This window comes from Bacteriovorax sp. BAL6_X (genome assembly GCF_000443995.1).
In the GTDB taxonomy this organism is placed as follows: domain Bacteria; phylum Bdellovibrionota; class Bacteriovoracia; order Bacteriovoracales; family Bacteriovoracaceae; genus Halobacteriovorax_A.
Genome location: NZ_AUMC01000010.1, coordinates 394,631 through 421,183, shown reverse-complemented (window position 1 = coordinate 421,183; position 26,553 = coordinate 394,631). Strand labels below are relative to the sequence as shown.

General features: G+C 36.6%; 22 protein-coding genes and 1 tRNA gene. 10 read left to right on the top strand and 13 right to left on the bottom strand.

All coding sequences use genetic code 11. The features are described 5' to 3' along the window. The first annotated feature begins 25 nt into the window (after positions 1 to 25). The 3 genes from M902_RS12570 to M902_RS12560 all read left to right on the top strand — a co-directional run bounded on the left by M902_RS12570 (position 26) and on the right by M902_RS12560 (position 5,970). The gene (locus tag M902_RS12570; protein WP_021268100.1) at positions 26 to 1,546 is read left to right on the top strand and encodes a hypothetical protein; all 1,521 of its coding nucleotides are present in this window, start codon (positions 26 to 28) and stop codon (positions 1,544 to 1,546) included. Between the two features lie 142 nt (positions 1,547 to 1,688). Then, positions 1,689 to 5,258 carry a hypothetical protein gene (locus M902_RS12565; protein WP_021267765.1) on the top strand — a complete coding sequence of 1,190 codons (3,570 nt, stop codon included), beginning with the start codon at positions 1,689 to 1,691 and terminating at the stop codon, positions 5,256 to 5,258. Between the two features lie 340 nt (positions 5,259 to 5,598). Next, positions 5,599 to 5,970, top strand: a complete 372-nt coding sequence (locus M902_RS12560) for a TraR/DksA family transcriptional regulator (RefSeq protein ID WP_021268656.1) — start codon at positions 5,599 to 5,601, stop codon at positions 5,968 to 5,970. Between the two features lie 55 nt (positions 5,971 to 6,025). On the opposite strand, the gene M902_RS12555 is transcribed toward M902_RS12560, so the two are convergent. Continuing rightward, entirely contained in the window at positions 6,026 to 6,244 is a 219-nt protein-coding gene (locus tag M902_RS12555) for a hypothetical protein (protein WP_021268600.1), read from the bottom strand. A 290-nt stretch (positions 6,245 to 6,534) separates the two neighbouring features. Here M902_RS12555 and M902_RS12550 point away from each other — a divergent pair, with 290 nt between their 5' ends. Then, positions 6,535 to 7,674: a S8 family serine peptidase gene (locus tag M902_RS12550; RefSeq protein ID WP_021268263.1), complete on the top strand. Its 1,140-nt coding sequence runs from the start codon at positions 6,535 to 6,537 to the stop codon at positions 7,672 to 7,674. 8 nt (positions 7,675 to 7,682) lie between these two features. On the opposite strand, the gene M902_RS12545 is transcribed toward M902_RS12550, so the two are convergent. Then, positions 7,683 to 8,342 (bottom strand): hypothetical protein, encoded by a 660-nt coding sequence (locus M902_RS12545; protein WP_021268101.1) that lies wholly within the window; start codon positions 8,340 to 8,342, stop codon positions 7,683 to 7,685. 63 nt (positions 8,343 to 8,405) lie between these two features. Here M902_RS12545 and lnt point away from each other — a divergent pair, with 63 nt between their 5' ends. Further along, positions 8,406 to 9,857: an apolipoprotein N-acyltransferase gene (gene lnt / locus M902_RS12540; protein WP_021268467.1), complete on the top strand. Its 1,452-nt coding sequence runs from the start codon at positions 8,406 to 8,408 to the stop codon at positions 9,855 to 9,857. A 6-nt stretch (positions 9,858 to 9,863) separates the two neighbouring features. Here the strand turns inward: lnt and M902_RS12535 are convergent, their stop codons facing one another. Then, the gene (locus tag M902_RS12535; protein WP_021267798.1) at positions 9,864 to 10,829 is read right to left on the bottom strand and encodes an SIS domain-containing protein; all 966 of its coding nucleotides are present in this window, start codon (positions 10,827 to 10,829) and stop codon (positions 9,864 to 9,866) included. Positions 10,830 to 10,894: 65 nt separating this feature from the next. Between M902_RS12535 and M902_RS12530 the strand changes: the two genes are divergently transcribed. Beyond that, positions 10,895 to 11,413: a hypothetical protein gene (locus M902_RS12530; RefSeq protein WP_156979846.1), complete on the top strand. Its 519-nt coding sequence runs from the start codon at positions 10,895 to 10,897 to the stop codon at positions 11,411 to 11,413. Here M902_RS12530 and M902_RS12525 read toward each other — a convergent pair. The 5 genes from M902_RS12525 to M902_RS12505 all read right to left on the bottom strand — a co-directional run bounded on the left by M902_RS12525 (position 11,410) and on the right by M902_RS12505 (position 16,842). Further along, on the bottom strand, positions 11,410 to 14,592 hold the full coding sequence (locus M902_RS12525) for an efflux RND transporter permease subunit (RefSeq protein WP_021268156.1): 3,183 nt from the start codon (positions 14,590 to 14,592) through the stop codon (positions 11,410 to 11,412). The two genes, M902_RS12530 and M902_RS12525, sit on opposite strands and share 4 nt — an antisense overlap. A gap of 115 nt (positions 14,593 to 14,707) precedes the next feature. Continuing rightward, positions 14,708 to 15,499, bottom strand: coding sequence for a hypothetical protein (locus M902_RS12520; RefSeq protein ID WP_021267840.1), 792 nt, complete (start codon positions 15,497 to 15,499; stop codon positions 14,708 to 14,710). A gap of 18 nt (positions 15,500 to 15,517) precedes the next feature. Further along, positions 15,518 to 15,892: a DUF6165 family protein gene (locus M902_RS12515; RefSeq protein ID WP_021268416.1), complete on the bottom strand. Its 375-nt coding sequence runs from the start codon at positions 15,890 to 15,892 to the stop codon at positions 15,518 to 15,520. Position 15,893: 1 nt separating this feature from the next. Next, complete coding sequence (gene greB / locus M902_RS12510; RefSeq protein WP_021268531.1) at positions 15,894 to 16,385, bottom strand: transcription elongation factor GreB; 492 nt, start codon at positions 16,383 to 16,385, stop codon at positions 15,894 to 15,896. Next, positions 16,366 to 16,842 carry a low molecular weight protein-tyrosine-phosphatase gene (locus M902_RS12505; RefSeq protein ID WP_021268750.1) on the bottom strand — a complete coding sequence of 159 codons (477 nt, stop codon included), beginning with the start codon at positions 16,840 to 16,842 and terminating at the stop codon, positions 16,366 to 16,368. Before M902_RS12505 ends, greB begins: the two co-directional genes overlap by 20 nt. Before the next feature lie 52 nt (positions 16,843 to 16,894). Between M902_RS12505 and def the strand changes: the two genes are divergently transcribed. Then, positions 16,895 to 17,407, top strand: coding sequence for a peptide deformylase (gene def, locus M902_RS12500; RefSeq protein ID WP_021268520.1), 513 nt, complete (start codon positions 16,895 to 16,897; stop codon positions 17,405 to 17,407). A gap of 53 nt (positions 17,408 to 17,460) precedes the next feature. Here def and M902_RS12495 read toward each other — a convergent pair whose 3' ends face one another. Next, positions 17,461 to 17,913 (bottom strand): hypothetical protein, encoded by a 453-nt coding sequence (locus tag M902_RS12495; RefSeq protein WP_021267965.1) that lies wholly within the window; start codon positions 17,911 to 17,913, stop codon positions 17,461 to 17,463. A gap of 242 nt (positions 17,914 to 18,155) precedes the next feature. Between M902_RS12495 and M902_RS12490 the strand changes: the two genes are divergently transcribed. Together M902_RS12490 and M902_RS12485 are read left to right on the top strand one after the other, a co-directional pair. Next, entirely contained in the window at positions 18,156 to 19,436 is a 1,281-nt protein-coding gene (locus tag M902_RS12490; protein ID WP_021267808.1) for a hypothetical protein, read from the top strand. Positions 19,437 to 19,447: 11 nt separating this feature from the next. After that, entirely contained in the window at positions 19,448 to 21,589 is a 2,142-nt protein-coding gene (locus M902_RS12485) for a phosphatidylserine/phosphatidylglycerophosphate/cardiolipin synthase family protein (protein WP_021268127.1), read from the top strand. 27 nt (positions 21,590 to 21,616) lie between these two features. Here the strand turns inward: M902_RS12485 and M902_RS12480 are convergent, their stop codons facing one another. Beyond that, positions 21,617 to 22,702, bottom strand: a complete 1,086-nt coding sequence (locus tag M902_RS12480) for an SO_0444 family Cu/Zn efflux transporter (RefSeq protein WP_021268294.1) — start codon at positions 22,700 to 22,702, stop codon at positions 21,617 to 21,619. 181 nt (positions 22,703 to 22,883) lie between these two features. Between M902_RS12480 and M902_RS12475 the strand changes: the two genes are divergently transcribed. Continuing rightward, positions 22,884 to 22,960, top strand: a tRNA-Asp gene (locus M902_RS12475). A 486-nt stretch (positions 22,961 to 23,446) separates the two neighbouring features. Here M902_RS12475 and M902_RS12470 read toward each other — a convergent pair. The 3 genes from M902_RS12470 to M902_RS12460 all read right to left on the bottom strand — a co-directional run bounded on the left by M902_RS12470 (position 23,447) and on the right by M902_RS12460 (position 26,336). Beyond that, positions 23,447 to 24,766 (bottom strand): DEAD/DEAH box helicase, encoded by a 1,320-nt coding sequence (locus M902_RS12470; RefSeq protein ID WP_021268399.1) that lies wholly within the window; start codon positions 24,764 to 24,766, stop codon positions 23,447 to 23,449. Between the two features lie 148 nt (positions 24,767 to 24,914). Next, the gene (locus M902_RS12465; RefSeq protein ID WP_021268748.1) at positions 24,915 to 25,382 is read right to left on the bottom strand and encodes a YaiI/YqxD family protein; all 468 of its coding nucleotides are present in this window, start codon (positions 25,380 to 25,382) and stop codon (positions 24,915 to 24,917) included. 135 nt (positions 25,383 to 25,517) lie between these two features. Further along, positions 25,518 to 26,336, bottom strand: a complete 819-nt coding sequence (locus M902_RS12460; protein WP_021268511.1) for a C1 family peptidase — start codon at positions 26,334 to 26,336, stop codon at positions 25,518 to 25,520. Positions 26,337 to 26,553 lie beyond the last annotated feature (217 nt).

Sequence of the window (26,553 nt, the reverse complement as noted above, 5' to 3'; positions counted from 1 at the left end):
AGTTAACTAGCTGCCTGAGGAATTTATGAAAGTTATCAATATGCTACTTATTCTATTTACTATCATCCTTACTTCATGTGGAGGAAAGTCCTCAAGTGTTAAAGTTAAACTTCAGGGTGCTTTCTCTCAAGTAGCAGGACTCTTTGATAATGGAGCTGTTATGTTAGCTGTTGGTGGACCGTCAGACCGGCCACCTCTTCTTCATGTTGTTCCTCTCTCACAAGCAAGCCTTGACCACGAATTTGATAATGGAGTTTGGAAAATTATGGTTCTAGGCTGGCATGGCTCGAGCGCCGGAGAAATGATGAAGGGTGACCTTTATTGCTCAGTCGTAAAGAATGCTTCAATTCCCGAACAAACAACCTTTAACTTTAATCTGACAAAAGTTGATGGAGTGGCACCGGCTAATGTTGTAGACACAGGCCATCCTTGTGCCGAATTTATTGATGGCCTTCAAACTGCCAAATATATGTCTATTTGTGAAACGACAAATTGTAATATGGGTGAATATGTAAGGTTTAACGCGACAGACTTGTCTTTAAAATTTGGTATTCCTCACTACGAAGGACCTATAAACCGCAATCAAATCCATACCCAATCAAAGTTCACTGAAGCAATGAATACGTGCTACAGCAGCACTAATGGTAACCTAGTAGATGGAAGCGACTACGCAAAAATGGTTCTTGATTCTTCTATTGGACTTGTTCTACCTATTAGACTTAAAGGTGGCTTTTACTTACCTCTTAGAATTGAAGGTTATGAAGACAGTAACGGTGGAACTACAAACTGTTCAAGCGGGCTAAATGGCAAACTCACTACGATGAATAGTATTGGGGAAAAAGATGCTTCCGGTAACGATCGCCACTTCTACGATGGGACATATTTTAAATATATAATGCCACCTACCCCTTTTGAGATCTCGCTTTCAGGTTCAACTTATTCATTTGAAAGAAACACTTCACTTACAGTACAAGTTGGCGGGCCATACGATGTAGACAACGATAGCTATAAAGGAAGTTCAATAAACTATACCTGTGAATATAAGGTGGCCGGAACAGATGACACATCATTAGTTGCATGTAGCTACCCTGTTGGCTCTGATCCTATTTCATACGATGAAAGCACTGGTGACGTTCTTCTTGATGGGAGTTCATCGAACTTTAATATTGATGATACATTTGAGTTCAAGTTAACAGCAAGCTACTTTGACTCTAGCCTAGGTACAGATGTCACATCACCAGAAAAGCGCTTTACTGTTACGGCCCAAGAAATTGTTACGGCCTCGCACTCTGACCTAACACCAGCTCCAAACACTAACATTAATATTTCTACTTATGGATATGCAGATATTTATGTAACAAATAATACTGACAACACACTACACTTTATAATCTCTTCAAGTCCTGATTCGCTAACACTTGGTGGAGATACCTCTTGCTCAATTGGAACGACATGTTCAATTAGAGTATCTGGCACACCTACTCAATCAGGTAACCTAACCTTAAGTACTAATACTGGACAGGAATTCATCTATATGTATGACTAGAATGACACTATAAAGTGGCATCTCCTTGACTAATCATTCACCTAAAACTCTGAAATCCGGTATTTTTTTGTCTCTGATTCTTTAAAGGTTACTATTTTCTTAACCGATAGGTTTTGTGGATTATATTGAATTTGGGGACCTTATGCACCGTCATATTTTTGGATTATTTCTAGTATCACTACTACTTTCTTCATGTGGAGTAAAAACATCAAATACTAAAGTTACATTTTCTAAGTCACAATTTCTAGTTGGTGATTTAAGTTCAAATTTTGATGGTGGTGTACTTATATTTGGACGAAATAATACGACAAAACAAGTGTTTCAAATTGGGCTTGATCCTAGCTCATCTTCTGAAATTGAAATTGAACTTCCTTTTGGAAATTACGATGTTAAGGCCATTGGTTGGCACAGTGGAGCAACTCCATCAAATCTTACAGGAACAAAGTACTGCTCTCAAATAAACACTGATGTGAATTCATCTCAAACACCAATGAACCTAGTAATGACTACCTCAAACTGTGCGTCTCTTACAAATACAGTTGTTCACGACAGTTCGACTGGAAATCAATTTAAGGTTGAAACTTGTCACGGTGTTGTTCAGGTTGTGGGAAAAGGAAAAAGAGATAGCTGTGATGAGGCCCCAAGTAATGCTCAATCACTTAAGATTCGCTACCTGACAACTAATGCGGAAGGAGTTGTCGATCCTAGCCTAACTCTAGAATCAAAATGTTTAACGCCAAATGCTGGAAATATCTATACTTATAACCTCACTAACGAATATAACGTCGTTACAAGTGACAAAGGGTTTTATAATCCGGTTGAGATTATAGCTTATTATGATAATAATTGTTCAGGTGCATCACTCTCTCAAAAACTTCCAAAGTCATTAGGCCTTCCATCTAAAGATTACTTACTAGCGAAAGAAGACTCAATAAATGGCTTAACTTTCCTTGTCGGCTACAATTCCTGCGCCTTTGATGGTGCTGCTTCCGGCTCCCCTTTTGCCGCCGATAGTGCTGCTTCAAGAGGAATTAATATAATTTGTACATCAACTCAGTTTAATAATATTGTATCGTACCCTTCCGATGGCTACATCATCGGGAAAAAGATTGATTTCGCAGGAAGTACTCCAGCAACAACTAGTACAGACTTCACAGGAAGTATTCAAGGAGACATTCTTTTAAGTGTTAGTAGTAAACCTCATATCGTTGGTGCCTCTGATACATTATTTAATAGCATAGGAACTAATGTAACAGATGAATCTGCTAGTATTGAACATTTAAATATCGATGTGAACTCTCTAACTAACGGGCCTATTTTTGCCAAGTACCTTGGAGACTCTTCCGAATTTCACGAATTAATGATCACAGGATCAATGACGAACTCGACACCATCGACAACTCCTTCTGGCCCTAGTGTTGGTTACTCATGTGGTGCACTTGTAAATCAATCTTACTTTGACGGTACGATATCAAAAAATGTGAATACAAGATTCGAAAGAATTTCTTTTGATGAATTTAAACTTAAATGTACTGGACTTCCGACTTCTGATAGTAATTACATAGGTGCACTAGTTGGTTCCTTAACGAGTGGAGCAACCGATACGACATATAATCGAGAAGTTCAAGTCTATGATATAAAAGGCAGTATCAATATAGAGATTGACTCATCAAATATACAACAATCGGTAGGAGGACTTATTGGTTTCTCTGAGAACAATACCAATATAGATAGCTATAGCAATAATTACGCATTTATTAATTCATACACCTCTAATGCTCCGGCCGTTATTGGTGGAGTCCTAGGGCAACACATGTCAACTGCCGCAAATAACTATGGCCGACTTGAATTAGGTGGAAGTAATGTACACCTTGATATCAATAGTGATTTATCTTACGGCCCTGCACAAGCAGCAGGAGGTATTGTTGGTAAGATATACAACCCAGAAACGTTACAGATTCGTTCATCTATAACAACTGGAAGCATAAATACAACATTAAAAAATGCAGGTGGAGTTATCGGTCATGCATCATATGCTAATACTAGCGATTCACTTAGAGTATATAACTCATCAACAAGAGCAATTGTAAGTGCTGATGGAAGTGCTGGTGGACTCATTGGTCATTTAAGCCTAGATGAAAGTTCAGCGAATTTCGGCCTTAATCACGTTGAATCAAGTTCAATCTCAGGAGCGTCTATAAGCTCTTCAGGACTTGAAGGTGCTGGTGGTGCGCTGGGAACATTAACTTCAACTATTAATTACTCTTCTGTTAACTTTAATAATAACTTCTATTCAGGGTTTCTTTTTACGGACCTTGGTTATGCCACAGGGAACTCAAGCGGATCTCTTATTGGAGTTATGCCTAATTCAAATAGCCACGTTATAGTAAATGGTCACCACTATACAAGATGGGGAGCTAGTACTTCTAATATTGTCGATTACATCGGATTTATCAACGAAACATCATTATCAAATATATTAAGTCGAATTACGGTAAATGATATTGTTTATCAAGGCTATACAGATAGCTCAACGGCCCTTGCTCAAAGAGCACTAAATTATGGAACTCCTGGAGGCGAGATTAGTATTACATTTAACGACCTTACAAATAAATCTCTACCTTCTACCTTTACTGGAAGCCAATTCTTCACAGCAGATGGAAACTCGAGATTGGATATTGCATTTAATCGATTTATGAGATTTACATCAAACGGACGTGCTATAGTAACAGGCTCAGAATTTAGTCCATTTTTAATTTCAAATTCAGAAGATTTATTATTCATTAGAAATAATTTATTCATGAGTAACTTCAATTTTAGATTAACGGCCAATATTGATATGGGTGGACAATTCCTTCAACTGTCTGCTGATAATAGTCCATTTAACGGTTCATTTGATGGTGCCGGATTTACTATTTCAAATATTAATAATGACTATACTGGCCTTTACAAAAGCTATAATGGAATTTTTCCTTATGTTGAATATGGACGAATTAAAAACCTAAGAATTGCCAATTCTACGATGAGTTTTGATTGCGATACCTCTGGTGATGCAGGTTTATTAATGGGTAGAATCAATCACTATAATAATTATGGTGATGACCGTGCACAATTTTTCAATATTCAATTCGAAAATAATACGATTGAAGGCAGTACAGGATGTGCAGCAACAGGCTTAGTTGCCGGAACATACTCAACTGAGAATACTGGTGACTCTTTAATATTTGAAAATATTAGTGTGAAGAATAATAACTTTGCATCCCCTATTGGTTCACTCTTTGTTGATAAGATTGATTATTCAATGTCGACTTCTGAAACATTTGCCTTTAAGAATCTTGAGTTCATTGGCAATATGTTCACTGACCCAGCTCCAGTTAACACATATGCATTCTTCTCAAACAAAGGAACAAATACGTTTAATGTTAGTTATGAAAATGTTCTATATATAGGTCATACTGATGGGTATAATCCAACAGATATTCATAGTAATAATAATGCTGGTTCGGCCATTTCTCTAAGTAATCACTATGTCTTTATCAACCCCAATTCATTCGTTGGAATACTTGATACTGGGGTTCTTACAAATGGTACGAGTTACGTCCTAGCAGATATGGCCACGACAACTTTCGACCAGTACTTCATAGTCAATTCAAACACTGGCGCCGTTAGTCTTAACCGACCGTATATCAAAGAAGAGATGGATCAACGATAATCATAGTTTAATGCCAATAAATTTAGGCGAAAAAAATGAGGACGCGTTCAGCGTCCTTTTTTTATTACCGGCAGAACTTACCGATATTATTAGTAAAAAGAAATTAACTTAATTATTTTCCACCCACATACGAAGAGTGCCTACAATAGGTTCCCAAGGAGCTTCAGAGCGAAGCAAAGGCTGAGGTTTTAGGGCAACTATTGAAAATGAATTAAAAGCAACAATTGCCGACTTTTAAAACAACTTTTGAACTAAATAAATTCAAGGTTAAAATTAAGTGTCGCGTAATAGTTTAACCAACAAACTTTGCTTGTTTTACTTCGTTAAGGAGGAGGACTAAATGGAAGCTGAAAAACTAGATTATTTTAAAAAGAAGTTATTGGCCGCTAAAGCTGAGATTCTTAACGGTGGTATTCTAACAAGTACTGAAGACCTTAAGATGTCGACAGATGATCTACCTGATGAAGGTGACGTAGCAAACGCAGTAATTAACCAACAGGTTACATTTAATATGCGTGCTAGAGCAATGACTAAACTAAGACAAATCGAAGAGGCCCTTCACCGTATTGAAGACGGTACTTACGGACACTGTGAAGATTGCGACGAGCTAATTGGTAAGAAAAGGCTTGAAAACCAACCATGGGCCGATTTATGTATCACACACGCTGAAGAAAGAGAGCGTGAAGAACAACACATGCGAAGAGCATCGTAGCTTTTTACATATTCCAAATGTTAGTTAAAAAAGCCTGCAACTGCAGGCTTTTTTATTATAGGGCCATCCCCTCGTCTACACTAAAGGTCTCCTTCTTTATATAGACATATTTTGATATATCCCTTTGTAAAACTTTCTTAACTTGTTCATTTGATTTGAGGATCTCCTCTACCTTAGGACTCGTAGTACTTGAATTTGTGTTATTAATTGGTGCTACGATCATGACATATGCAAAGACAAAGATGCTAATTGATAATGTCCAAATTGTTTTCACTGAATTACCCTCCATGGTAAGTTCTTCTTCTATTCATAATTAAGCACGGGCCATGCCAAAGTCTGATATAATAATTACGGTAACTTAATAAAGTGGAGTAATGAACACGGTGGCCTTTTGGCCTTATTTTCTATCACCACTTTCAAAATAGTGTATAAGATTTTGACACCTATCTATAAACTATCCATATAGGCTATAGGTGAACGGTTTAAGTAGGTAGAATTCTGTCATAGTGTTGGCACATGCTGTGCATTCTATAACAGTGAGTTTGAGTTACTAAGGAGCACTTTTTGAAACTAAAATCTTTTCTTCTACTTTCTACTTTAATTGCTAGCTCTTTTGCTTTTGGAGCTGAAAAAGGTCAAAAATTATCATTTGATCAATTAAGACAACGTGTTTTCAAAAAAGAATACCAAAAAGAAACATCAAATACTGATGTACTTAGATCTCGTTTTTCAAGCTGGGGAATTAAGAATAACTTTGCGCAAGGTTCAATTAATCTTCCAGGAGCACTTAAGAAGCTAACAACTCAAAAAGAAGTTGTAGTAGCAGTAATTGATACAGGTATTGATCCAACTCACCCATTCCTTAAAGATAATATTTATGTACCTAAAGGTGATGCTAGTATTACTAACTTTGGCCTAGACTTCTCTAAGGGCGCAAGTAATGTGAATACTCCTTATGATAAAAACCGTCACGGAACTCACGTTTCAGGGATTATTAAATCAGTTTTCCCAAATGTTAAGATTCTTTCACTTAAGTATTACAATCGCCATGCTTCAGGTAAGGATAACTTAAACTCAACAATCAAGGCACTTCGTTATGCAGTTGATCTTGGTGTTGATATTATCAACTACTCTGGTGGTGGACCAGAGCCAGATTTAGAAGAACTTGAAATTCTTAAAAAAGCAGAAAGAAAGGGAATTATCGTTGTCGCAGCAGCTGGTAACGAGCAAGAAAATATCGATAACAAGAAAACAGCATATTTCCCAGCAAGCTACAAGTTATCAAATATCATTACAGTAACTGCTCACGACCAGTCAATGAAGATCCTTAATTCTTCAAATTGGGGAGCACAAACTGTAGACGTTTCAGCACCAGGATATAAGATTAACTCTGCTATTCCTACATCAAGAAATGGACTACTAACAGGTACTTCACAAGCAACAGCATTTGTTTCGGGAGTAGCTGCAATGTTAAAAGCTGGATACCCAGGTCTTTCAGCAAAACAAATCAAGAAGATTATCTCAATCACTGCAAAGAAAGAGATCACTTTTAATGGAAAGGTTAAATCTTCAGGACGTGTTGATGCGACAGCAGCAGTTGAACTTGCAGAGAAGCTAAACACGAAAACGAACGGAAAACTTGCTAATTACAAAGGAAGCAAGAGAGAAGTAGCAAACACTCCAAAAGTAATTATCAGAAAATAATATAATTTCTAGATGGCCCTTAAATAGGACGTAAGCGCAAGGGTCGTCCCCATAATAAAAATCACCGCCAGCATTCCATATAATAAATAAGATACCTTAAAAAATCCCATCATTTTATAATCAAGAAAACTTTCGACTTGGCTTTTATTATGCTCTCGTGTTTCAGAAATGGCCTCTTTAATACGTTCATAGAGAGAGATTTCATCAATTCCCTTCTGCGTATAAGGTTGCCAAATTTCTTGCTCACTCACACCTGAATTCATCATCTCAATAACAATATCGACAAGCTCTTGTAGATATAAAGGTCTAAGTTTATCGTTCTTCGACTCTTCGCTATAGAAGTAATCAAGAAGATTATTATAGCGGCGACGGACTTTAATCATGAACTTCTTAAACTTCACATCACCTTGAAAAATCGCAGGGTTTTCCATTTCAAGAGGAGATAATGTTAGCCAATACCTCTCTCGAAAAGTATAGAAACTCTTCTCCCCTAATGGCTCTCCTAATGGATTGAAAGATAAATCGAAGTCGCAATTTTGGCAACGGGCCTCAAAGATATCTTCACTATCGCACTTCGGACATGTTATAAGTTGCACTTCCTGTGCAATATTATCTTCCATGAAGAGATGTTGATGTTTTTGTATGTCGTTTAAGAATTCTTTATCCATAAGAATATTGTAATTTCATAAGCTTAGTATTGGCAAATGTTAAATCATATACGACAATAAAGTATGTCTAGCCTGCTGAAATATAAATTCTTCCTGCCAGTTGTACACATTCTTGCAGGTATCATTTACGCGTTAAATTTCCCATTCATTGGTAAATTCACAATCTTTCCAACCATTTTTTTAAGTGCGGCCATTCTTTTTTACGGATTAAAAAATGAAAATCGATTTAAACATAATCTCTTAAATATTTTCTTATTCTGTTGGGGATATAATTTTGCTGGATATTACTGGTTAACTTTTACGTTAAATGAGTTTGGAAATTTATTCTTTCCTTTCAACTTTATTCTGTGGCAACTTTTTTCAGTTATTATCGCCCCTCAGTTCTACCTCTTTCTCATCATTGTCTTCTTTCTAAAGAAGTATGTGAAAGTTGATACACTAGCAGGAGGAATCCTCTACTCACTAATTTTTGTAGTTCTAGAATACTTTACACCACAACAATTCCCAGCTCTTTTTGGTCACCCATGGCTTAAGATCTCTCCATTTCTAAAGCCAGCAAGACTACTAGGTGTACCATTCTATAGCTTCTTAAGCTTATTTATAGGACATCTTATTTTCATGTTCTATCAAAAACAAAAGCTCCACAAGGTACAAGGTGGAATAATTCTATCACTCCTACTTGTTAACTTTGGTGTAGGTCCTATTAAGGCCAAAATTGGAGATGACCTTAAGATTCGCATTGTACAAGGAAATATTGGGAACGACTTAAAGCTCAAATCTGAACAAGGCCTTAGGCTTGCTTCGTCTGAGGTAATTAATATCTATAAGGATCTAAGTCTAGCTGATGGAGTTGATGATATTGACCTTGTAATTTGGCCTGAGACATCGTATCCGAGATTTGTTTTTTCAAAGGAAAATAAAAAACTTGCTAGTGAGTTAACGGAGCTTTTCGTTAAAAGTGAAGCTAGTTACTTCATTGGAACATACGATCTCGCCTCAGCAGATCCGAGCGTCTTAGAAAATACTTATAATGCGACTATCTTATCTCGAGGAGAAGGGATCATTGACCAAGTTTATCACAAACAAGTTCTTATTCCATTTGGAGAGGGCCTGCCTTTTGGTCCACTGAATAAGTACCTTGCCCCTCACCTAACTAATATTTCATTCTTTGCAAGTGGAACGAAGTACACAAATTTTGAAGTCAAAAATAAAAACTTTATATCACTTATCTGTTATGAAGTTCTCTTCCCTCGCTATGTTAGGAAGTATATTAAAGAAGTTAAGAAGCGTGGAGAGAAAATAGACTTCATTGTCAATGTTACTAATGATTCTTGGTACGGGCCTTATTCAGAACAAGAGCAGCATTTATTCTTAGCAAAGTGGCGAGCTGTGGAATTTAACCTTCCAATTATAAGAGCAACAAATACAGGGATCTCGGCCGTAATCAAGCAAGATGGACGAGAACTAATTCGAACAGAGAACTTTAAACAAGAAATTAAGGATTTTTCACTTTAGGGCCAACTAGAAGCCTTCCTTCAGTAGGTCGTGCATGCGAATAAAACCCTTAAATTCAGTCCCATCAATAACAGGAAGAACATAAATCTTATTCTGTTCCATTAGTGCAAGCGCATCGATTGCAAGATCATCTGAAGAAACCTTCTTTGGCTCATTTGTCATGATTTCACTTAGTGCCGTTTCAAGCGCATTGGCGTTCTTAGCAATTGAGCGCCTGATATCACCTTCCACAAGAATTCCACTAAAGTTGCCATTATCAATAACGGCCAATGCCCCTAGAGGCTTATTCGTCATTTCAAGAACTGCATCTTTTAGAAGATTAGTTGATTTAAGTATTGGACATTCTTTATAAACCCACATTAAATCTTTTACCTTCATCGTAAGGGACTTTCCTAATTTTCCACCTGGATGATTAATTGCAAAACCTTCACGCGAAAGTCCTACAAATTTCTCATAGGCGACAGCAATTGCATCCCCCATAGCAAGAGCAACGGTTGAAGAAGTTGTTGGAGCGAGATCATTAATACAGGCCTCACGCTCTACAGAACAGTCAAAAGATATTCCACATTCAAGGGCAATTTGCTTTGATAAATCACCTACGAGTGCTATTCGATTTTCTTTTCTAATTCTTAGAAATGGAATTAATTTAAGAATTTCGCTCGTTGTGCCAGATTTCGATAAGAAGATAATTGCATCGTTTTCACTAACTCTCCCAAGGTCACCGTGCAGGGCCTCTGTAGGGTGAAGAAAAATAGAGCGAAGACCTAAAGAGCTAAATGTTGAAGATAGTTTCTCACCAATAAGTCCAGACTTTCCAACACCACATAAAACCATTTGTCCGTTGTGGGCATGGAGATACTCGAAGACATCTGTCAGTTTATTACACATCGTCTCATCTAAGAGATCAATAACTCTTAGAATTGAATCAGCTTCAAGTTTTAAAACTTCCTTCATCTGACCAAAATGCTCCACTACCGTCTCCTTTGGTGTCAATTTTTCTATCTCGATCGAGTCTATGACTATGTTATTATAATTATATGAAAATGTTAAAAATAATAGTGCTTTTTTCCCTGCTATTTAGTTGTAGTTCGTACGAGCAATTTGAACAACTTGTTGAAGAATCAGAGATTCCTTCAAAGACCTACAAGTCCAATTTTAATCAAACATGGCAAGCAGTTTTAGAAATTATGCAACAGTACGATATTTCAGTTAAAAACCAAGAAGCTGGAGTCGTAAAAACTCGCTGGATCAACAATACGAGTCAAATTAACTTCTCTGATGCCTTTGGCTCTAAAGAAATGGTAAAGGCAGCTCAATTTAAATTAGTTATTAATGTCATTAAAGGGTATCGCGGAAAACAAGAAGTTTCTAAGGTTTCAATCTATCGTCGCCAGATGATTGAAAAAGACTTCCTACAAGGATGGCGACTAGTTCGCTCAGATGGAATCCTTGAAAAGACCATCCTCTACCGCATAGATCGTATTCTCAAAAGAGAGGCAATGATCAAGAAAATTGAAGAGCAAAAAGCAAAAGAAGCGGAGAAAGAGTTATTCTAATGAATAACACTTTCTTCTTCTAACTTATTAGTTACGATAACAACTTCATCAACTTCTTCAATAATTTCCTCAACTATTCCTTTTCTTAAAATTTTACGCTTAAAGAAAACCATAAAGTCTCTTTGAATAAGTAGCATACAAGGAAGGACAATAAGGGTTAGAACTGTTGCAAAAAGTAGTCCCCATCCCATACTCATGGCCAGCCCCTTAGTAAATCCAGAGTCTCCACCAATTGCATAGGCCATTGGGAAAACACCACCAAGAGTTGTGATACTTGTTAGAATGATTGCTCTAAGTCGACTTCCTGCTCCTTCAAGGATTTCAGGGCGGTGAAAGCTAAACCAGTCTCTTCTTTTCTCATTAATTGTCACAACAAGAAGTAAGCTGTCATTAACAACAACCCCGGCCATTCCAATGATACCGATAATTGCCATTAAGCTAATATCTAGTCCCTGAAAGTAGAATGCCCAAATAACTCCAATAACACCAAATGGAATAGCAGAACAAATAAGAAGTGGTTGCATGATACTTCTAAGAACAATTGCAAGAACGAAGAAGATACCAAGAAGAGCAAATGCAAATTTCTTAATCATCGAATTCTTATTCTTTCTCGACTGCTCATCAGCATCTTGTGCATTAAACATTAAGTCTGGATATTTTTTTGAAAGCTCTTTTGTTAGAAGATCAACTTTTTTAATCAGTACTTCTTTTTTTACAATCTCTTTATCAAACGGAAGATCTACTACAACCTTTCTCATTAAGTTTGAGTGTCTAATTACTGATTGCTTCTTCTGCTTCTTCCAAGTACCAATCTCTGAAGACTTAATGACTTCACCATTTGCAAGAACAACAGGAAGGTTTCCAAGCTCTTCAAAAGTTAAGTCATCCCCATCAGCAGCATAAGTTAAGAAACGAATTTTACGATTACCACTTGTGTACTCATAAACTTCATTCTTATTAATAAATTGAACAAGTTGACTAGAGACCTGTCCAAGAGAGAGCCCACGAGATTGTATTTCATTTTTCTTAGGAGTGAAAACCCAAGCATCCTTAAAAAGAGAATCATCTAAATCTACCGACTTTATACCTTCAATCTGTAAATCTTCAATGGCCTTCTTTGTATACTCTGTTACCTCTTCAACATTAAATGGAGAGAGGGACTGAATTGTTACTTCAACGAGATTTTCACGACTTTCATCATTTCCACCTTTTGCAATTTTTACTTCCAATCTTTCAAACTTACCTGTTTTCTCTAGTTCTTTGAGCTGATCCTTAAGATAGTCTTGAACATCTTTCTTATTGGCCTCAACATTATTATCAAGCTGAGAAAATGAAACTCGATAGCTAAAATATTGTGGACCTTCTTGTTTCTTACCATTTGTATAATTTTGGCCAATCGTAAATTGATAATTATTATATTTATTTTTATCAATCTTATTCATTACCTCTTCAAGCGGAGCAAGTTGTTTATACGAATCATCAAGGCCCTCAGACTTTTTTAATGCTCCAATAAATTCAACAGTCTCAGAAGAGATACTTAAATTGAAATTGAAATTGATATTCTTGCTTGCAAATATAATTGAACCAATCATGGCCACAACAAAGCCTGCTAAAACTATATAACGCCACCTTAATGCGCCATCAAGAAGTCTCAGGTATCCGCGTTTAAATCGTTGAAAGTAGCTTGACTCATGATGTGCATTTGCCTTTGTCACAAAGTGCTTTAAGTGGTTTGGAAGAATAAAGAAACTTTCAAACAAACTCAAAAGAAGAGCAGAGAAAACAACAACAGGAATTGCCATTAAGATATTTGACATTGAATCCTTTCCAACAAGGATAGGAGTAAAGGCAATCAGAGTGGTAGCAACGGTTCCACAAATAGGCTTCCAAGTGGAAAGGACTGCTCCAACAGCAGCGTCTTTAGAGCTTGCACCCTTTTCAAGATTTTGCATATATTGTTCTGAAATAATAATAGCATCATCAACAAGAATACCGATTACGAGTAACATTCCTACGACAGAGATTAGATCAATTGAGATCCCCATTGTTTCAAGTACAGTAAAGGTAAAGAAGTAAGCAAGAGGCATCCCAATAGACGTCATAATTGCCGTCTTAAAACCAAGAAACAAACAAAGAGTGATAAGAACAAGAATGATTCCCATTAGAGCATTCGACTGAAGTGCATTAATTTGCCTTTCAATAAATGCAGGGCCATCCTCAACACTAATGATATTTATTTCTTCTGGAGCTTCTTTATTTATCTTAGCGAGTTTATCTTCTAACATCTCTTTTAATGTAATTGAGTCAGCTTCAACATCTTTAAAGATATTAAAGCTTATCCCCGGCTTACCATTTGTATAATTAGTTCTGTTAATCTTGGGCAAACGGTACTCAAGAGTTGCTAAGTCTTTGAGGCGAAGCGTGTGGCTTGAGTTATTAGAACGAATTAAAAGATTATTAAGAGACTCGATATCATATTTAAGATTTTCAATTTCAATTGAGTAAGAATCACTTCCCTTGCGAATACTTCCTAGAGGGTAAATTCTAAATGTTTCTTTAATTTTATTATAAATATCAGAAGGAGCAATTCTGTAGCGGGCCATATTATCAACTTTTAGCTTAATATAGAGATCTTTAGTGTAGCCGTAAGTATCAACTCTTGAAATACCATTAATCCTTTCAAGTTCTTCTTCAATTTTTAAAAGCCAATTCTGATGGAGATCGCTATTTTGATCAAAGTTTAAAATTGCATAGTAGTTAAACCAAGAGTCTGTTTGCTTAATATGGCGAACGACAATATCTTTAGTTTCAGAAGGAAGGTCTCCACGAATCGTTTCAATAGAGTCTTTAATGCGTGTTTCTAGATCATTGATTTCTTCAAATTCGTCTTTTACATCAACATTGATACGCATATACCCTTGTTGTGAATTTGACCAAATCTTATCAATACCAGCACTACCTTTTATGGCACGCTCAATTGGATAAGTAAGAAATCTCTCAACTTGAGAAGCGCTTGCACCTGTTAGAGTGGCCGTTACTTGAATTCTTTTTGAAGACCAATTAGAGATTAAGTCTCGTTTCATATGGGCAAGGGAGATAATTCCAAATAGCACCATCATGATACTTAATAAGTTTACTAGAAAACTATTTCCTACAAAGTATGAAACTAATTTTTTCACAAGCTACTGTCCTATTTAAATTTAAAAACAGTAGCTTGTAGCATTGAAAAGGGAAATTTATTTATTTTTTGTGTATTTATATCGAATTTACATTCACTAACCTACTGAAATCAGATTAATAGGCCATAATATAGGTTACCCAAGACTCACAATTTTCTTCAACTGATGAGCGATAGAAAATCCCATCGCCTGAGCCATCATCATCCTCACCTTCCCAGTAAGTGATAATATTCTCAAAACCAGCATCCTTCATTATGTCTTTGATCTCACCTATTGACCAATGTCTCCAATCATAAGAGAAGGCCTTGCGATAAAGTTTTCCATCACTATGTGTCTTAAAGTGAATATAGTATTGTACTTCTTCAGTTAATGGATTGTAGCTATCGCAATCCCAGAAGTATGTATGGTCATCGTGCTCTGTTTCTTCCTCTAACTCTTGACGACACTCTTCTCCACCAAAGATATCGACCATGAAAACACTCTCTGGTCCCATATTCTTCTTTACCTGCTTAAAGTAATTAAGAAGGACATTTCTTTCTTTGAAAATAAAGTATGAAAAATTAAAGGCAACAGTAACATCTGCTTTAAAATCATAATTATCAAGCACATTTCCATTGATATAATGCATACGTGTTTTCTCTTCGTCTGTTAGACGAGAGTAGTGATTTTCAATTCCATACGCTTGTGGCTCTTCATCAAGATCAATTCCCCAAGCTTCTCGATCACCAGCTTCTTTTACCCAGTCACATGCCATCGCGGCCGTACCACCAAAGTCTTCTCTTAAAGTTCTTGGAGAGCGTCCAAAAATCTTCTTATACTCTTTGTTGATAAATTCAATATCAGCTTCGTGATTTTGAACTGACTTTTCGTAAAGTTGGTACTTCAAATTCGTTGGAATTTTCGACATTAAATACTCTTTTGTTATTTATTTATATGATTTGACTTCTTTTATGCCAGAATTGTAACTCATATTGATTGAATTTTTAACCTTAAATCTCAAATCATTTGTTTTATAGACACTACGTGCCAGAGAGATAAATTCATCACCAAAGTCGCAGGCCTTCTCTTTCAAACGAATATCATCTTCAATTACCCAAAGCTTCTCATTAATTACTTTTAGCTCACTGATAAACTTATCCATATCTTCTAGGTTTAGCTTGGTCAAAATTTTTTCAAGCTCATCATATTCTGCTTGAGCAAGACGGACACGCTCAGCATCTTCAATTCTTTCTGTCTTAATTTTTAAAATTGTCATTTTATCAACTAATTCACCGAGGGAAACTGGACATTCAATTATCATCTTATACCTCTATATCAATATAATTAATTTCTATAATTGTGTATTCAAAATCATCACCTGGGGCCTGAACAATAACCTCATCCCCTTCTTCCTTACCAATCATGGCCCTTGCAATCGGAGACTTCCAACTAACAAGTCCCTTTGTCGTGTCAACTTCATCAACTCCAACAATTGAGTATTTCTTTTCATTACCTTCCTCATCTTCCAAGATAACCGTTGCGCCAAATTGAATTTTTTCAGATGAGACAGAAAGTGGGTCCACAATTAAGGCCGCGTTAATTCGAGTATTTAAAAAGCGAATTCGTCGATCAATTTCACGAAGTCTCTTCTTTCCATATTGATAGTCAGCATTTTCTGAACGATCACCTAAAGAAGCTGCCCACTTAACTGTGGCCGTCACCTCAGGTCTTTCCGTCTTCATTAAAAAAGTCAATTCTTCTTCAAGCTTAGTGTACCCACGAGGAGTAATATAATTATCTTTCTTTATTGCCATATTGATTTAGAATTCCTTCTACTCCATTTTCAACGAGGTCCATTACTTCTTCAAAACCCCTTGCCCCTCCAAAGTACGGGTCAGGAACTTCTTCATAAGAAGTATAAGGGCCACTACAAAAGCTACAAAATAATTTCACCTTATTCTTATACTTCCCCTCAATGTCTAGCTTAAGAATATTTCGATAATTTGACTTATCCATTGCAATAATAAGATCAAACTCTTCGAGATCCCGTTTGGTAAAACCTCTTGATATACTAGGGAGTGTATACCCTCTTTTATTAGCATGCTCTTGCATACGTCGATCCGCTCCTTCTCCTTCATGATATGCACTCGTACCAGCAGAGTCCACCTGAATTTGTTCAGCTAAGTCGAGCTCTTTTATTCGATGAAGAAGAACTCCATCAGCGGCAGGTGAACGACATATATTACCAAGACAAACAAATAAGATTTTCATATTAAAATTATGATAGAATCGAGGGTGAAAGTAAATTTAAAGGAATAAAATTATGACAGTTCAAAGAATCAGAACAATGGGCGATCCCGTATTAAGAGAAATAGCGCAAGACTTTACAAAAGAAGAGATACTAAGTGAAGAAACAAAGCAGCTTCTAGAAAATATGAATGATTCAATGATAGCAGCTGGTGGTATCGGAATCGCAGCTCCTCAAATAGGAGTATCTAAGAAAGTTACAATTATTGACGTACCAGAAGACTCTCGCTACGAAGACGCTAACCCTAGTGGTAAAATGATTATCTTTAACCCTAAAATTGAATTTTTAACGGATAAAGAAGATGGTTACTGGGAAGGATGTCTTTCTGTCCCAGGCCTTAGAGGATATGTGGAAAGACCAAATCATATTCGTGTAACCTATCTAAATGAGAAAGCAGAAGAAGTTACTTTTGAAGCGAAGGACTTTTTAGCAACAGTGTTTCAACACGAGATTGATCACCTTTATGGAAAGCTTTACGTCGATAATGTCAAAGATATTAAACAACTCGTTTACGAAGAAAATTTATAAAAATAATAAAAGGCCCTCCATAGAGGGCCTTTATTTTTTGTAGAAGGTATTATTTATTCTGAAACAATCGCACGCATTACATCTAGTGTTTCAGGAGAAAGAGAAGATTCGTAGCGTGCCCAAATTTCTTTAGTTTCTGCTACCGATGTATCGCGATCCATTTGCGAAATAACTTCTTCTAAAATTAAATTCGCTTCTTCAACTTCAGAGTTATAAATAGCAATTTGATCAGCATTTACACCTTTCATAGTTCCATAAACAGGACCAAACTCGGCCAGTCCCTCATTATCTAAAACGATTAAACCAGCTAGTCCAATCTTTGCGGCCTTCGCCCAGTCTTTTTGTTCACCAGTAAAGATCGCTTTAACTGAATAACCTACACCTACTTTCATTGCAAGAAGTCCTGTGTAAGCGATGTAGCAATTACCTGTTAACATACCAACTGCTGCAGATGCATTAAACGAAAGACCTGTTGCAAGAATTAGACTTAGAATTACCTTTTTCATTTTTTTCCTCCATGTTTTTTTGGTTGTAAATAACGATAACTTCCATCCGAATTTTTCTAAACTTAAATAAAGGTAATATGTAGGGAGGTAATATATAAAAAACAATTAGACTTTTTTACAAGCAAAAGAGTCTGACTTTACTTCTATCACGTACTTTCAAGGTATTACGAATAAGAAGTAAAGTTTTTGCATTTAAAAGCCGACAAGAGAAGAAGGATATTTACAAATTAGAGAGACATATTATGAAAGAAGGTAAGAAACAAAGTTTTTTCGCTTTAGCGTGCATACTTAGTGTTAATACATTTGTCGCGTATCAATTCTTTTCTACATCAAAATTTGATAACGTCTATTCAAAAGAAAAGATTCAAGAACGAAGGGCCCCAGCCTCACAAAAGGTTCCGGGCGAATACAAAGAATACCAACAGCTTTTTCCTTTTGAAGACTTTCTCATCTACGAGGACTTCAACGGTAACGTTGACTACAAGATGTCAGTCGATTTCTGGTCAGACAAAGGTGCAAAGTATTTCACAAAAAATGGAAAAGAAGCAATTGAAAAGGGTCTTACGGCCGGTTTCAAAAGACTTATTGAAAAAGGTAATCAAGATGGAACAACTCTTAAGTCAGAAGTTCTTCCTGAGTTAACAAAGGAATTCCTTAATACCTTTGTCTATACAATAAAAGTACACAAGCTTATCGATTCAAATTTTGAATTCGATATTATGTTTACGCCTTATAACAAAGATACTGTTTCTTACAAAGATGAATTAAAAACAAACCAGCTTATAAACCTTGAGTCTCAAGGAACACTTTATGAAGCTTACCAAACATATAATAAGAATTTTTCTCACCGTGTACTCGACACACAGATTCCTGTTTCCAATGATATCTACCAATACCTTGGTGGGGCAATCACACTGACATCAGAACTGATTGATACAGACTGGAAAATTTCTCAACCGATTCCAAAGCCTAGGAAAAACGGTATTAAAGGATATGTTCGACTTCGTAAGTACTACCGAGTTAACTACCCTACAGACTTAAAGATTGAATCTTTCAAATCGAAGTACTTAAATATTACAGAGCAGGAATTTGAAGCGAAGAAAGAAATGCCCCATGTTCTGACTGTTGATACCATTTATGAGTACAATCTTTCCAGTCTAATTCCAAAGAAGACAAAAACCATCTTTCACTTTGGTGAAATCGTATCTTTAGACAAGAAGCATGATAGCTTTTTCAAGAGAATCTTCAGCTTCTTTAGCAAGAAGAATGATATTCAGACTTCAAAATTTAAAATCAAAGGCGACTACTCGAACGGTACTATTCGTACAAATTTTACTGGTGAAATTAAAACGCTTGTCTACAGTCACAAAGATAAGAAGTTCACCAAGAAAAGTCGTGTAACAACTAATCCTAGAGATTATGACTTAAGAATGCATGTTAAAGATGCAATTAAGAAAACTCTTCTACAAGAGAATACAGGGTACCTAGTAGAAAAACTTAACTTAGAAAAATTTATTAAATAATAGGATCGACTATGAAATCGACAAAGAAATTATTAACAACAGCTCTACTTTCGACACTTGCAGTCCAATCATTTGCTACAAGTTTCAACATTAAAGATCGACTTGACTCTCAAAAGTTATTTCTAGAGTCTTATCAGTCAGTCTATGGCCAGCGTGACTATGCTCATGCACCATCTTTCTTTGATACGATCAAAGAGCTAGACAAATCAAAAGAGAAAGCTGCTGTTAAATTTCTTAAAGAAGTCGACAGTGTGCTTCCAAGTAAAATTGCCATGCCGGTTACTTACTGGACAAAGGTCTCGCCAAATGAAAAAGAGCTTGGAAAAGTTATCTACTACTTCTTGGCCTACAAACTCTTTATCCTTAGAGACTTTATTGATAATCCACTCACGAAAGATAAGGATAAGAAAGCGGCCCAAAAGCTTCTGTCTAAAATTACGAGAAAGGGAATCAATTCAAATTCTATTTCAACATACTTTCCTACTTTAAAACTTCAAGCAATGAAGATCGCCAGTAGTAAAAATGTAGTTGAAAGCATTAAAGAAAATGAAATTGCAACGATCGACTTCACAGAGACATTTAGTGATATTAATAACTACTCACTCTCTGCACTTGGCTTTGTCCCTTCAAATAAAACAGAGATTGTATCAGAAAATGAAAGATCCCTTGATCGTATCGATTGGCTTAATCAAAGGGTTATCTTTGCTGGCGGGACGCTAGACTTTGACTCAGACTATATAAAAATGCCAACAGCTGACGACCCAACAGGAAATATCATTTTTCAACAGGATCCAATCTACATCAAAATTCGTGATATGATTGCAAGCTCTAAGGATTCAATCTTTATCGATATTTTCCTATTTGGGGGAACACTAGGTGCAACTCTTTCGGAGTACCTTTTAGATCAAACTAAAGAGAAGCTTAAGGCAAACCCAAATTTTAAAGTTGTCCTACTCCACGACTACGCAACTAACTACAATATGCTAGATGAAATGATGCCAATTTTTGAATATATCAAAGAGCGCCGTGAAAAGGATCCTGTATTAAAGAAGAGCGTATCTCTCCTACAAGCAAATATTCAGCGCCACCCTCCAGGAATTCCTTTTGGTATTACAAAGCTAATTCCAAAAACAGCTGAAGCTATTAAATATTTTGAGTCAGGTAGTACTTATTTTGAGTCAAAAATCGACCACTCTAAAGTAATTGTCGTTGATGGAAATACTGAAAATGCACAGGCATATTTTGGTTCAAAGAACTGGACTGATCACAGTGGTGGTTATTACTACGATGATGCAATCTACGTGACGGGAGCAGCTGCCGGACTTGTTCAGGCTTCATACTACCGAGATCTAGAAGCAGCACTTACAGAAGATCCAAAAGAGCTCATTGGGTTCTATTATAAAGAGCAAGGCTTTGATAACCGCGCTTATCTCGCTAAAAAAGATCAAATTCTAGAAGATATGAGAGTAAAAAAAGAGAAGTATGAGGTTAAGGGTGATTCTGTCATTCGCCTTGCTGAAGCTGATGTTGATGGAACAATTAAGAATGTTCGAAATATCTTAGTTGATATGATCTCAAAGGCCGAAAAGAATATCTTTATGGAACAGCTATTCTTGTATGATTCGTATGTAATAGATGCTCTTGTAAAAGCAAAGAGACAAAATCCTCTACTTGATATCAAGCTTGTTATCGACCATAACGGAAACTTTGGAATGAATGGACTACCAAATACCCTATTCGTAAAAAAGCTAGTTGATGCAGGAATTCAAGTACGTGCTCGTAAGACTTACGGTATCACAGCAAACTTTCCAGACGGATCGACGAAAGAATATCACCAAGAAAACCATAGAAAGATCACATCAATTGATGGAATCACTGTTTTAGGTGGCTCTTCCAATATTAACCCAGATACTCTCCAGGGCTCATTTAGAGAGTTTGGTGCCCAGATCTTTGATAAGAAAGAAGTTGCGAGTTTTGAAAGACGATTTAGTCGTGACTGGCATGATTCAGACAAGATGGAAATTTTTGATATTGAAAATTTTGAAGCCAATGTGCAGGGAGTGGCCTTAGGGAAACGTTCCTCGGCCATTATCAACGGCCTTGGAAGCATGATCTATAAATCAAAAGACGATATCGAAAAACGCCACAAATAAAGACTTCTATATTTAAAAAGGTAGCTGTTATCCGCAACAGCTACCTGAATTTCCTTTATCTTCAAAATATTTTTTAATTCTTTTAGGAAGCTCAACAAATACAAGCGAGCGAAGAAGTAGCATTGTAAATGCAACTGCTAGTGAAATTTCCCACCAACTTGATGAGTCATGATTATGATGAGAAATATTAAAATTAAGTGGCCAAGAAAAAGCGCTGTATAGATAATCCGTTAAAAATGAAAAACCTAAAGCAACAAGTGCAATTGAAAGAAGGTTAATCACTACTCCTCTCTTACCTATATACTGACCGATAACAAGAATATTTGATATATTTGTAGCAGGACCAACTAGAAGAAATAATAAGGCCATACCAGGGCTCATTCCTTTCATTACAAGAGATGCAGCAATTGGTGTTGTCGCAGATGCACATATATAGAGAGGAATACCAACAAGAAGGATTGCTCCCCTTCCGGCCCAACCAGAAAGTCCATCAAAGAAATTTGCAGGAAGAGCAAAATCAATAAGTGCACCGGCCACAATTCCAAAGGCCAACCAAATTGCCATATCATCAACAAGTTCAATAAACCCAAAATGAAATGAGGCCTTGGCCTTTTTTCCAAAGCTTTGCTTTACTATAACACTTTCATCTTTCTTGTTAGAGCTTCCACAACAGCTAGCTTTAACTTCCGCTTCCATCTGAACTACATCACTATCCGTTTTAAAAACTAACTGAAGCGCACCTGCTACAAATGCTGAAACGAAAGCAGCAACTGGACGAATAACTGTCATTGGGATATCCATCATTCCATAAGTCATGGCAATTGAATCAACCCCAGACTCAGGGGTTGCAATTAGAAATGCAGAGGTGGCGGAGTTTGAAGCTCCCTGTTTCTTAAGTGTAGCAGCGGTAGGAATAACAGCACAGCTACACAGAGGAAGTGGGATTCCAAGGAGTGATGCTTTTATAGCACCCATCAGGCCCTTACCACCCATGGCCTTTTTAATTCTCTCAACAGAGATAAATGCCTTAATAATACCTGCAACAAGAAGCCCGAACATTAAAAATGGGGCAGAGACTAAAATATAATTCCAAAGTGACGTTAAAAAACTCATAAATTTTACCTTTTTTATCTTGGCTAATCTTAGCAGAAATAATCTAAGACGTCCTTTATTACTGGTATTTTTACTACTCAGTAGACAAATTTTATAGAAGGGCAAAAAAAAATTGAACTTTTTTTAAATTTTTCTATTGACGAATGAAACCGAAATCCCTATATTAAGTCTTACGAAATGAGGGGGCGTAGTTAAGTTGGTTATAACGTCTGCCTGTCACGCAGAAGGCCGAGGGTTCGAGTCCCTTCGCTCCCGCCATTTTTTTCATTTCGTAACATTCAAGTTTTAATCTCTTCGGAGACTAAGATATTAAAGCCGAGTTAACCCACTCGGCTTTTTTTTTGCTTGCGGCCATCTGTAGGAGCAGATTACGCAAGACAACCCAGAAGCGACCACGATGGGAGCTTTCGGGTAACCAACTCTGCAATCTCACTAACATTTTCGATAACACTAAATTTCAAATTGGTAATGCCAGCACCTTCGGTACGTCGATACTTTTGGTACAAATAACAACTTACAAGTCTAGTTCCGCCAATATTGACCATATTTTCGCAATTATCACTCTAGATCGATGAAAGATGTAAAATATCTTGTGAAGAATACAGTCTTAAGATGCAAGAAAAGAGAAATCACCTCTCAAAAGAATATAAGTCGTTAAAAATGCCAAAAGTATCGACGTACCAGAAAACTTAAAACCCTGCTTTCTGTATGGAAGCATATTGGGCCATAAAAGAAGTAATCCCGCTAACCTATTTTAATCGACTTCGCTTTACTTGCAGCACGTCTGCGTCTCGCACTTCTTTGTTGATTATTCGATTTACTCGTCTTATTGCCTTTAGACTTCGCACCACTTCTTGAAGATGTCTGCTTCTTCTTTTCTGGACGTCGATTATTTTGGGGTTGTGCAGGAGTTCCTGCGACACCATGAAACGGGTGATCCTTATCTTGAGGAATTTGATACTTAATTGTTTTCTCAATATCTTTTAAAAGGTTCTTTTCTGTGTCATCACAAAATGAAATAGCAACTCCATCTCGGCCAGCTCTTGCTGTTCGCCCGATTCTGTGAACATAACTTTTAGGATCATCTGGAAGATTGTAATTTATAACGTGAGTGATGTGAGAAACATCAATTCCTCGAGCAGCAATATCAGTTGCAACAAGAACTCTAATGTCACCTTTTCTAAATCCACCAAGTGCCTTCTCGCGTGCACTTTGCGACTTGTTACCGTGTATCGCCGCGGCCGTAATTCCCACTTGCTCAAGATGCTTTACGACACGATTTGCTCCATGCTTTGTTTTTGTAAAAACAAGCACGTGCTCAATTGTTTGATCTTCTAAGATACTTTTTAAAAGTTTTGGCTTATTTGTTTTATGAACGAAATTGATTTTTTGATCAATTCTTTCGACTGTTGTTGACTCTGGAGTAACCTCTACTTTCTTAGGCTTAACAAGAAGCTTCTTTGATAGGTTCACAATATCTTGAGGCATTGTTGCCGAGAATAGCAGTGTTTGTCTCTTCTTTGGAAGCTTGGCAATGATTTTATTTACATCGCGAATAAAGCCCATATCAAGCATACGGTCGGCTTCATCAAGAACAAAGGTTTCAAGTTGAGTAAATTTGATATGATCATCACCCATGAGATCTAAAAAGCGACCTGGAGTTGCAATAATGACATCCATTCCCTTCTTTAACTGTTGAATCTGAGGCCTTGGTTTAACTCCACCAAAGATAACCGTACTCTTTATGCCTAGGCCCTTCCCATACTCTTCAATATTTTCGTTAATCTGCGATGCTAATTCTCTCGTTGGCGTAAGGATGAGAGTCCTCATATGCCTTGGCTTTGTTTTAACTTTATTAGAACTAAGATTATTTAGTATTGGTAGCGAGAACGCAGCAGTCTTTCCAGTTCCAGTTTGAGCAATCCCAAGAATATCTCCACCATTTAGTAAGTGAGGGATTGAGCCCGCCTGAATAGGAGTTGGTTTTGTGTAGCCCTTCTTTTTAAGACTAGAGAGAATTTCTGGTAATAACTTAAGAGAATCAAATGAATTGACTGATGACATAGTAAATACCCTTGCTTTAAAGCATTAGTGCCGTTGCTTAATCCAAATACTAGCAATGGCAAATATTTAATATGTATCCAGATCAATACACTTCATCTCTTTATTTATGGTACAAGTCAATCTTTATCATTCAAAGCGTAAACTATATTTACTGACACCCCTTCTTAGAAAGGATTTTATTTAACGAGTTCGCGAACTTCTGCTTATCCTTGGGGCCAAATGCATCTGGGCCACCTGTAACCATTCCACCGTCTCTTAACTCTTGCATGAAGTCTCTCATTGAAAGGCGCTCTCCAATATTCTCTTCATCATAGAGCTCTCCGCGTGGGTTAATAGCAAGCGTCCCTTTTTTTACAACCTCTGCTGCCAAGGGAATATCAGCAGTAATAACAAGGTCTTGAATCTCTACATGTTCGGCAATATACATATCAGCAACATCGGCTCCACTTTCAACTTTTACAAAAGAAATTAATTCATGAAGTGGAATATTCATATAAGAATTAGCGACAAGAACGAGTGGGATTTGTAAACGTACAGAGGTTTTAAAGAGAATCTCTTTTACAACTTTAGGACAAGCATCTGCATCCACCCATATTTTAAACTCTTGTTTTTTCATTAACTAAGTTCCTATAATTCCCATTTAACGTTCAAGAACTTTAAAAGAGCCGAAGGTCAACTAACTTCACATTTCTCTCAATAAAAGCTCATACCATCTCATTAATAAGCAGAGTTTTAAATCTCTTGTTTGATATTATTTTCTGATATCGGCAAAAAAACGGTCCCACCTAAATGAGATCGGATCTACAGCGTGCTTCATGACATACTCATAAGACATATAACCATAACCTTCATCACCCCAATCACTAGACCAGCTATTCTTAAATTGAAAGATTTTCTTTTCTTTATCAAAACCAGTAAAGTGAATCGCATGGCCATAGCAGGCGACTTCACCCGATTCACACTTTGCAAAAGTTTCATCAGGAAGTGTCACATGAGCATTTTCCCAAAGTGGAGAATAAACGAGAACTGTTGCTACAAGTCCATTCCCACTTCTAATTTCATCCTCATATAAATCAGTTTTAGATTTCCAAGAGCTCCACAAATTGGTGACCATTTTTACTTCTAATCCATCCACTTTCACTCTTTTAAGTGAGTTAGTATCGACTGGAGCATGAGAGAAACAGTAAGACGGCGTACTTTGATCAAATGGATCATATTGTGAGCAAGGGCCATTATTTTCAAAGTAACTCATTTGGTAAGGAAGCTGTGCCTCCTCGATAAAGAAGTATTGATTACGAAAATTACGTGCAATTTCATAAGTGTATCCATGCTCAGCATTTGGGTATTCACCAAAGTACTCTTTTCCATAGTAAATTTGAAATTGCTCTGAAATATCAAACTCCATATCAAATCTCTTTTTAATAGCACCCTCAAGCATGGCCGTTACCGCAAAGTATGCACATGTATTTCTGTCTTTTTGGTTCTTAACTGGAGTTTGATATTGTCTAATCGACACCATTTCGGCGTTAACACCAAGAGATAATAATAGGCTTAAGATTGTGATTTTCATGAATTTCCCTTCTTCTATTCTCGCTGAATTTAGTAGAAAGGATGAGCTTCTTCAAATGACTTCTAAGGAATCAGTTACTTTTACAATATTTTTGGAAAATAAAGGCTTGAAAATATGTACAAACAAGAATGCCTCCACTTAAGGAGGCCTCTAAATTATTTAATAATGATAGTACCTAAATAGTTAAACATAATATGCTCCTTCTATTATTCATCTA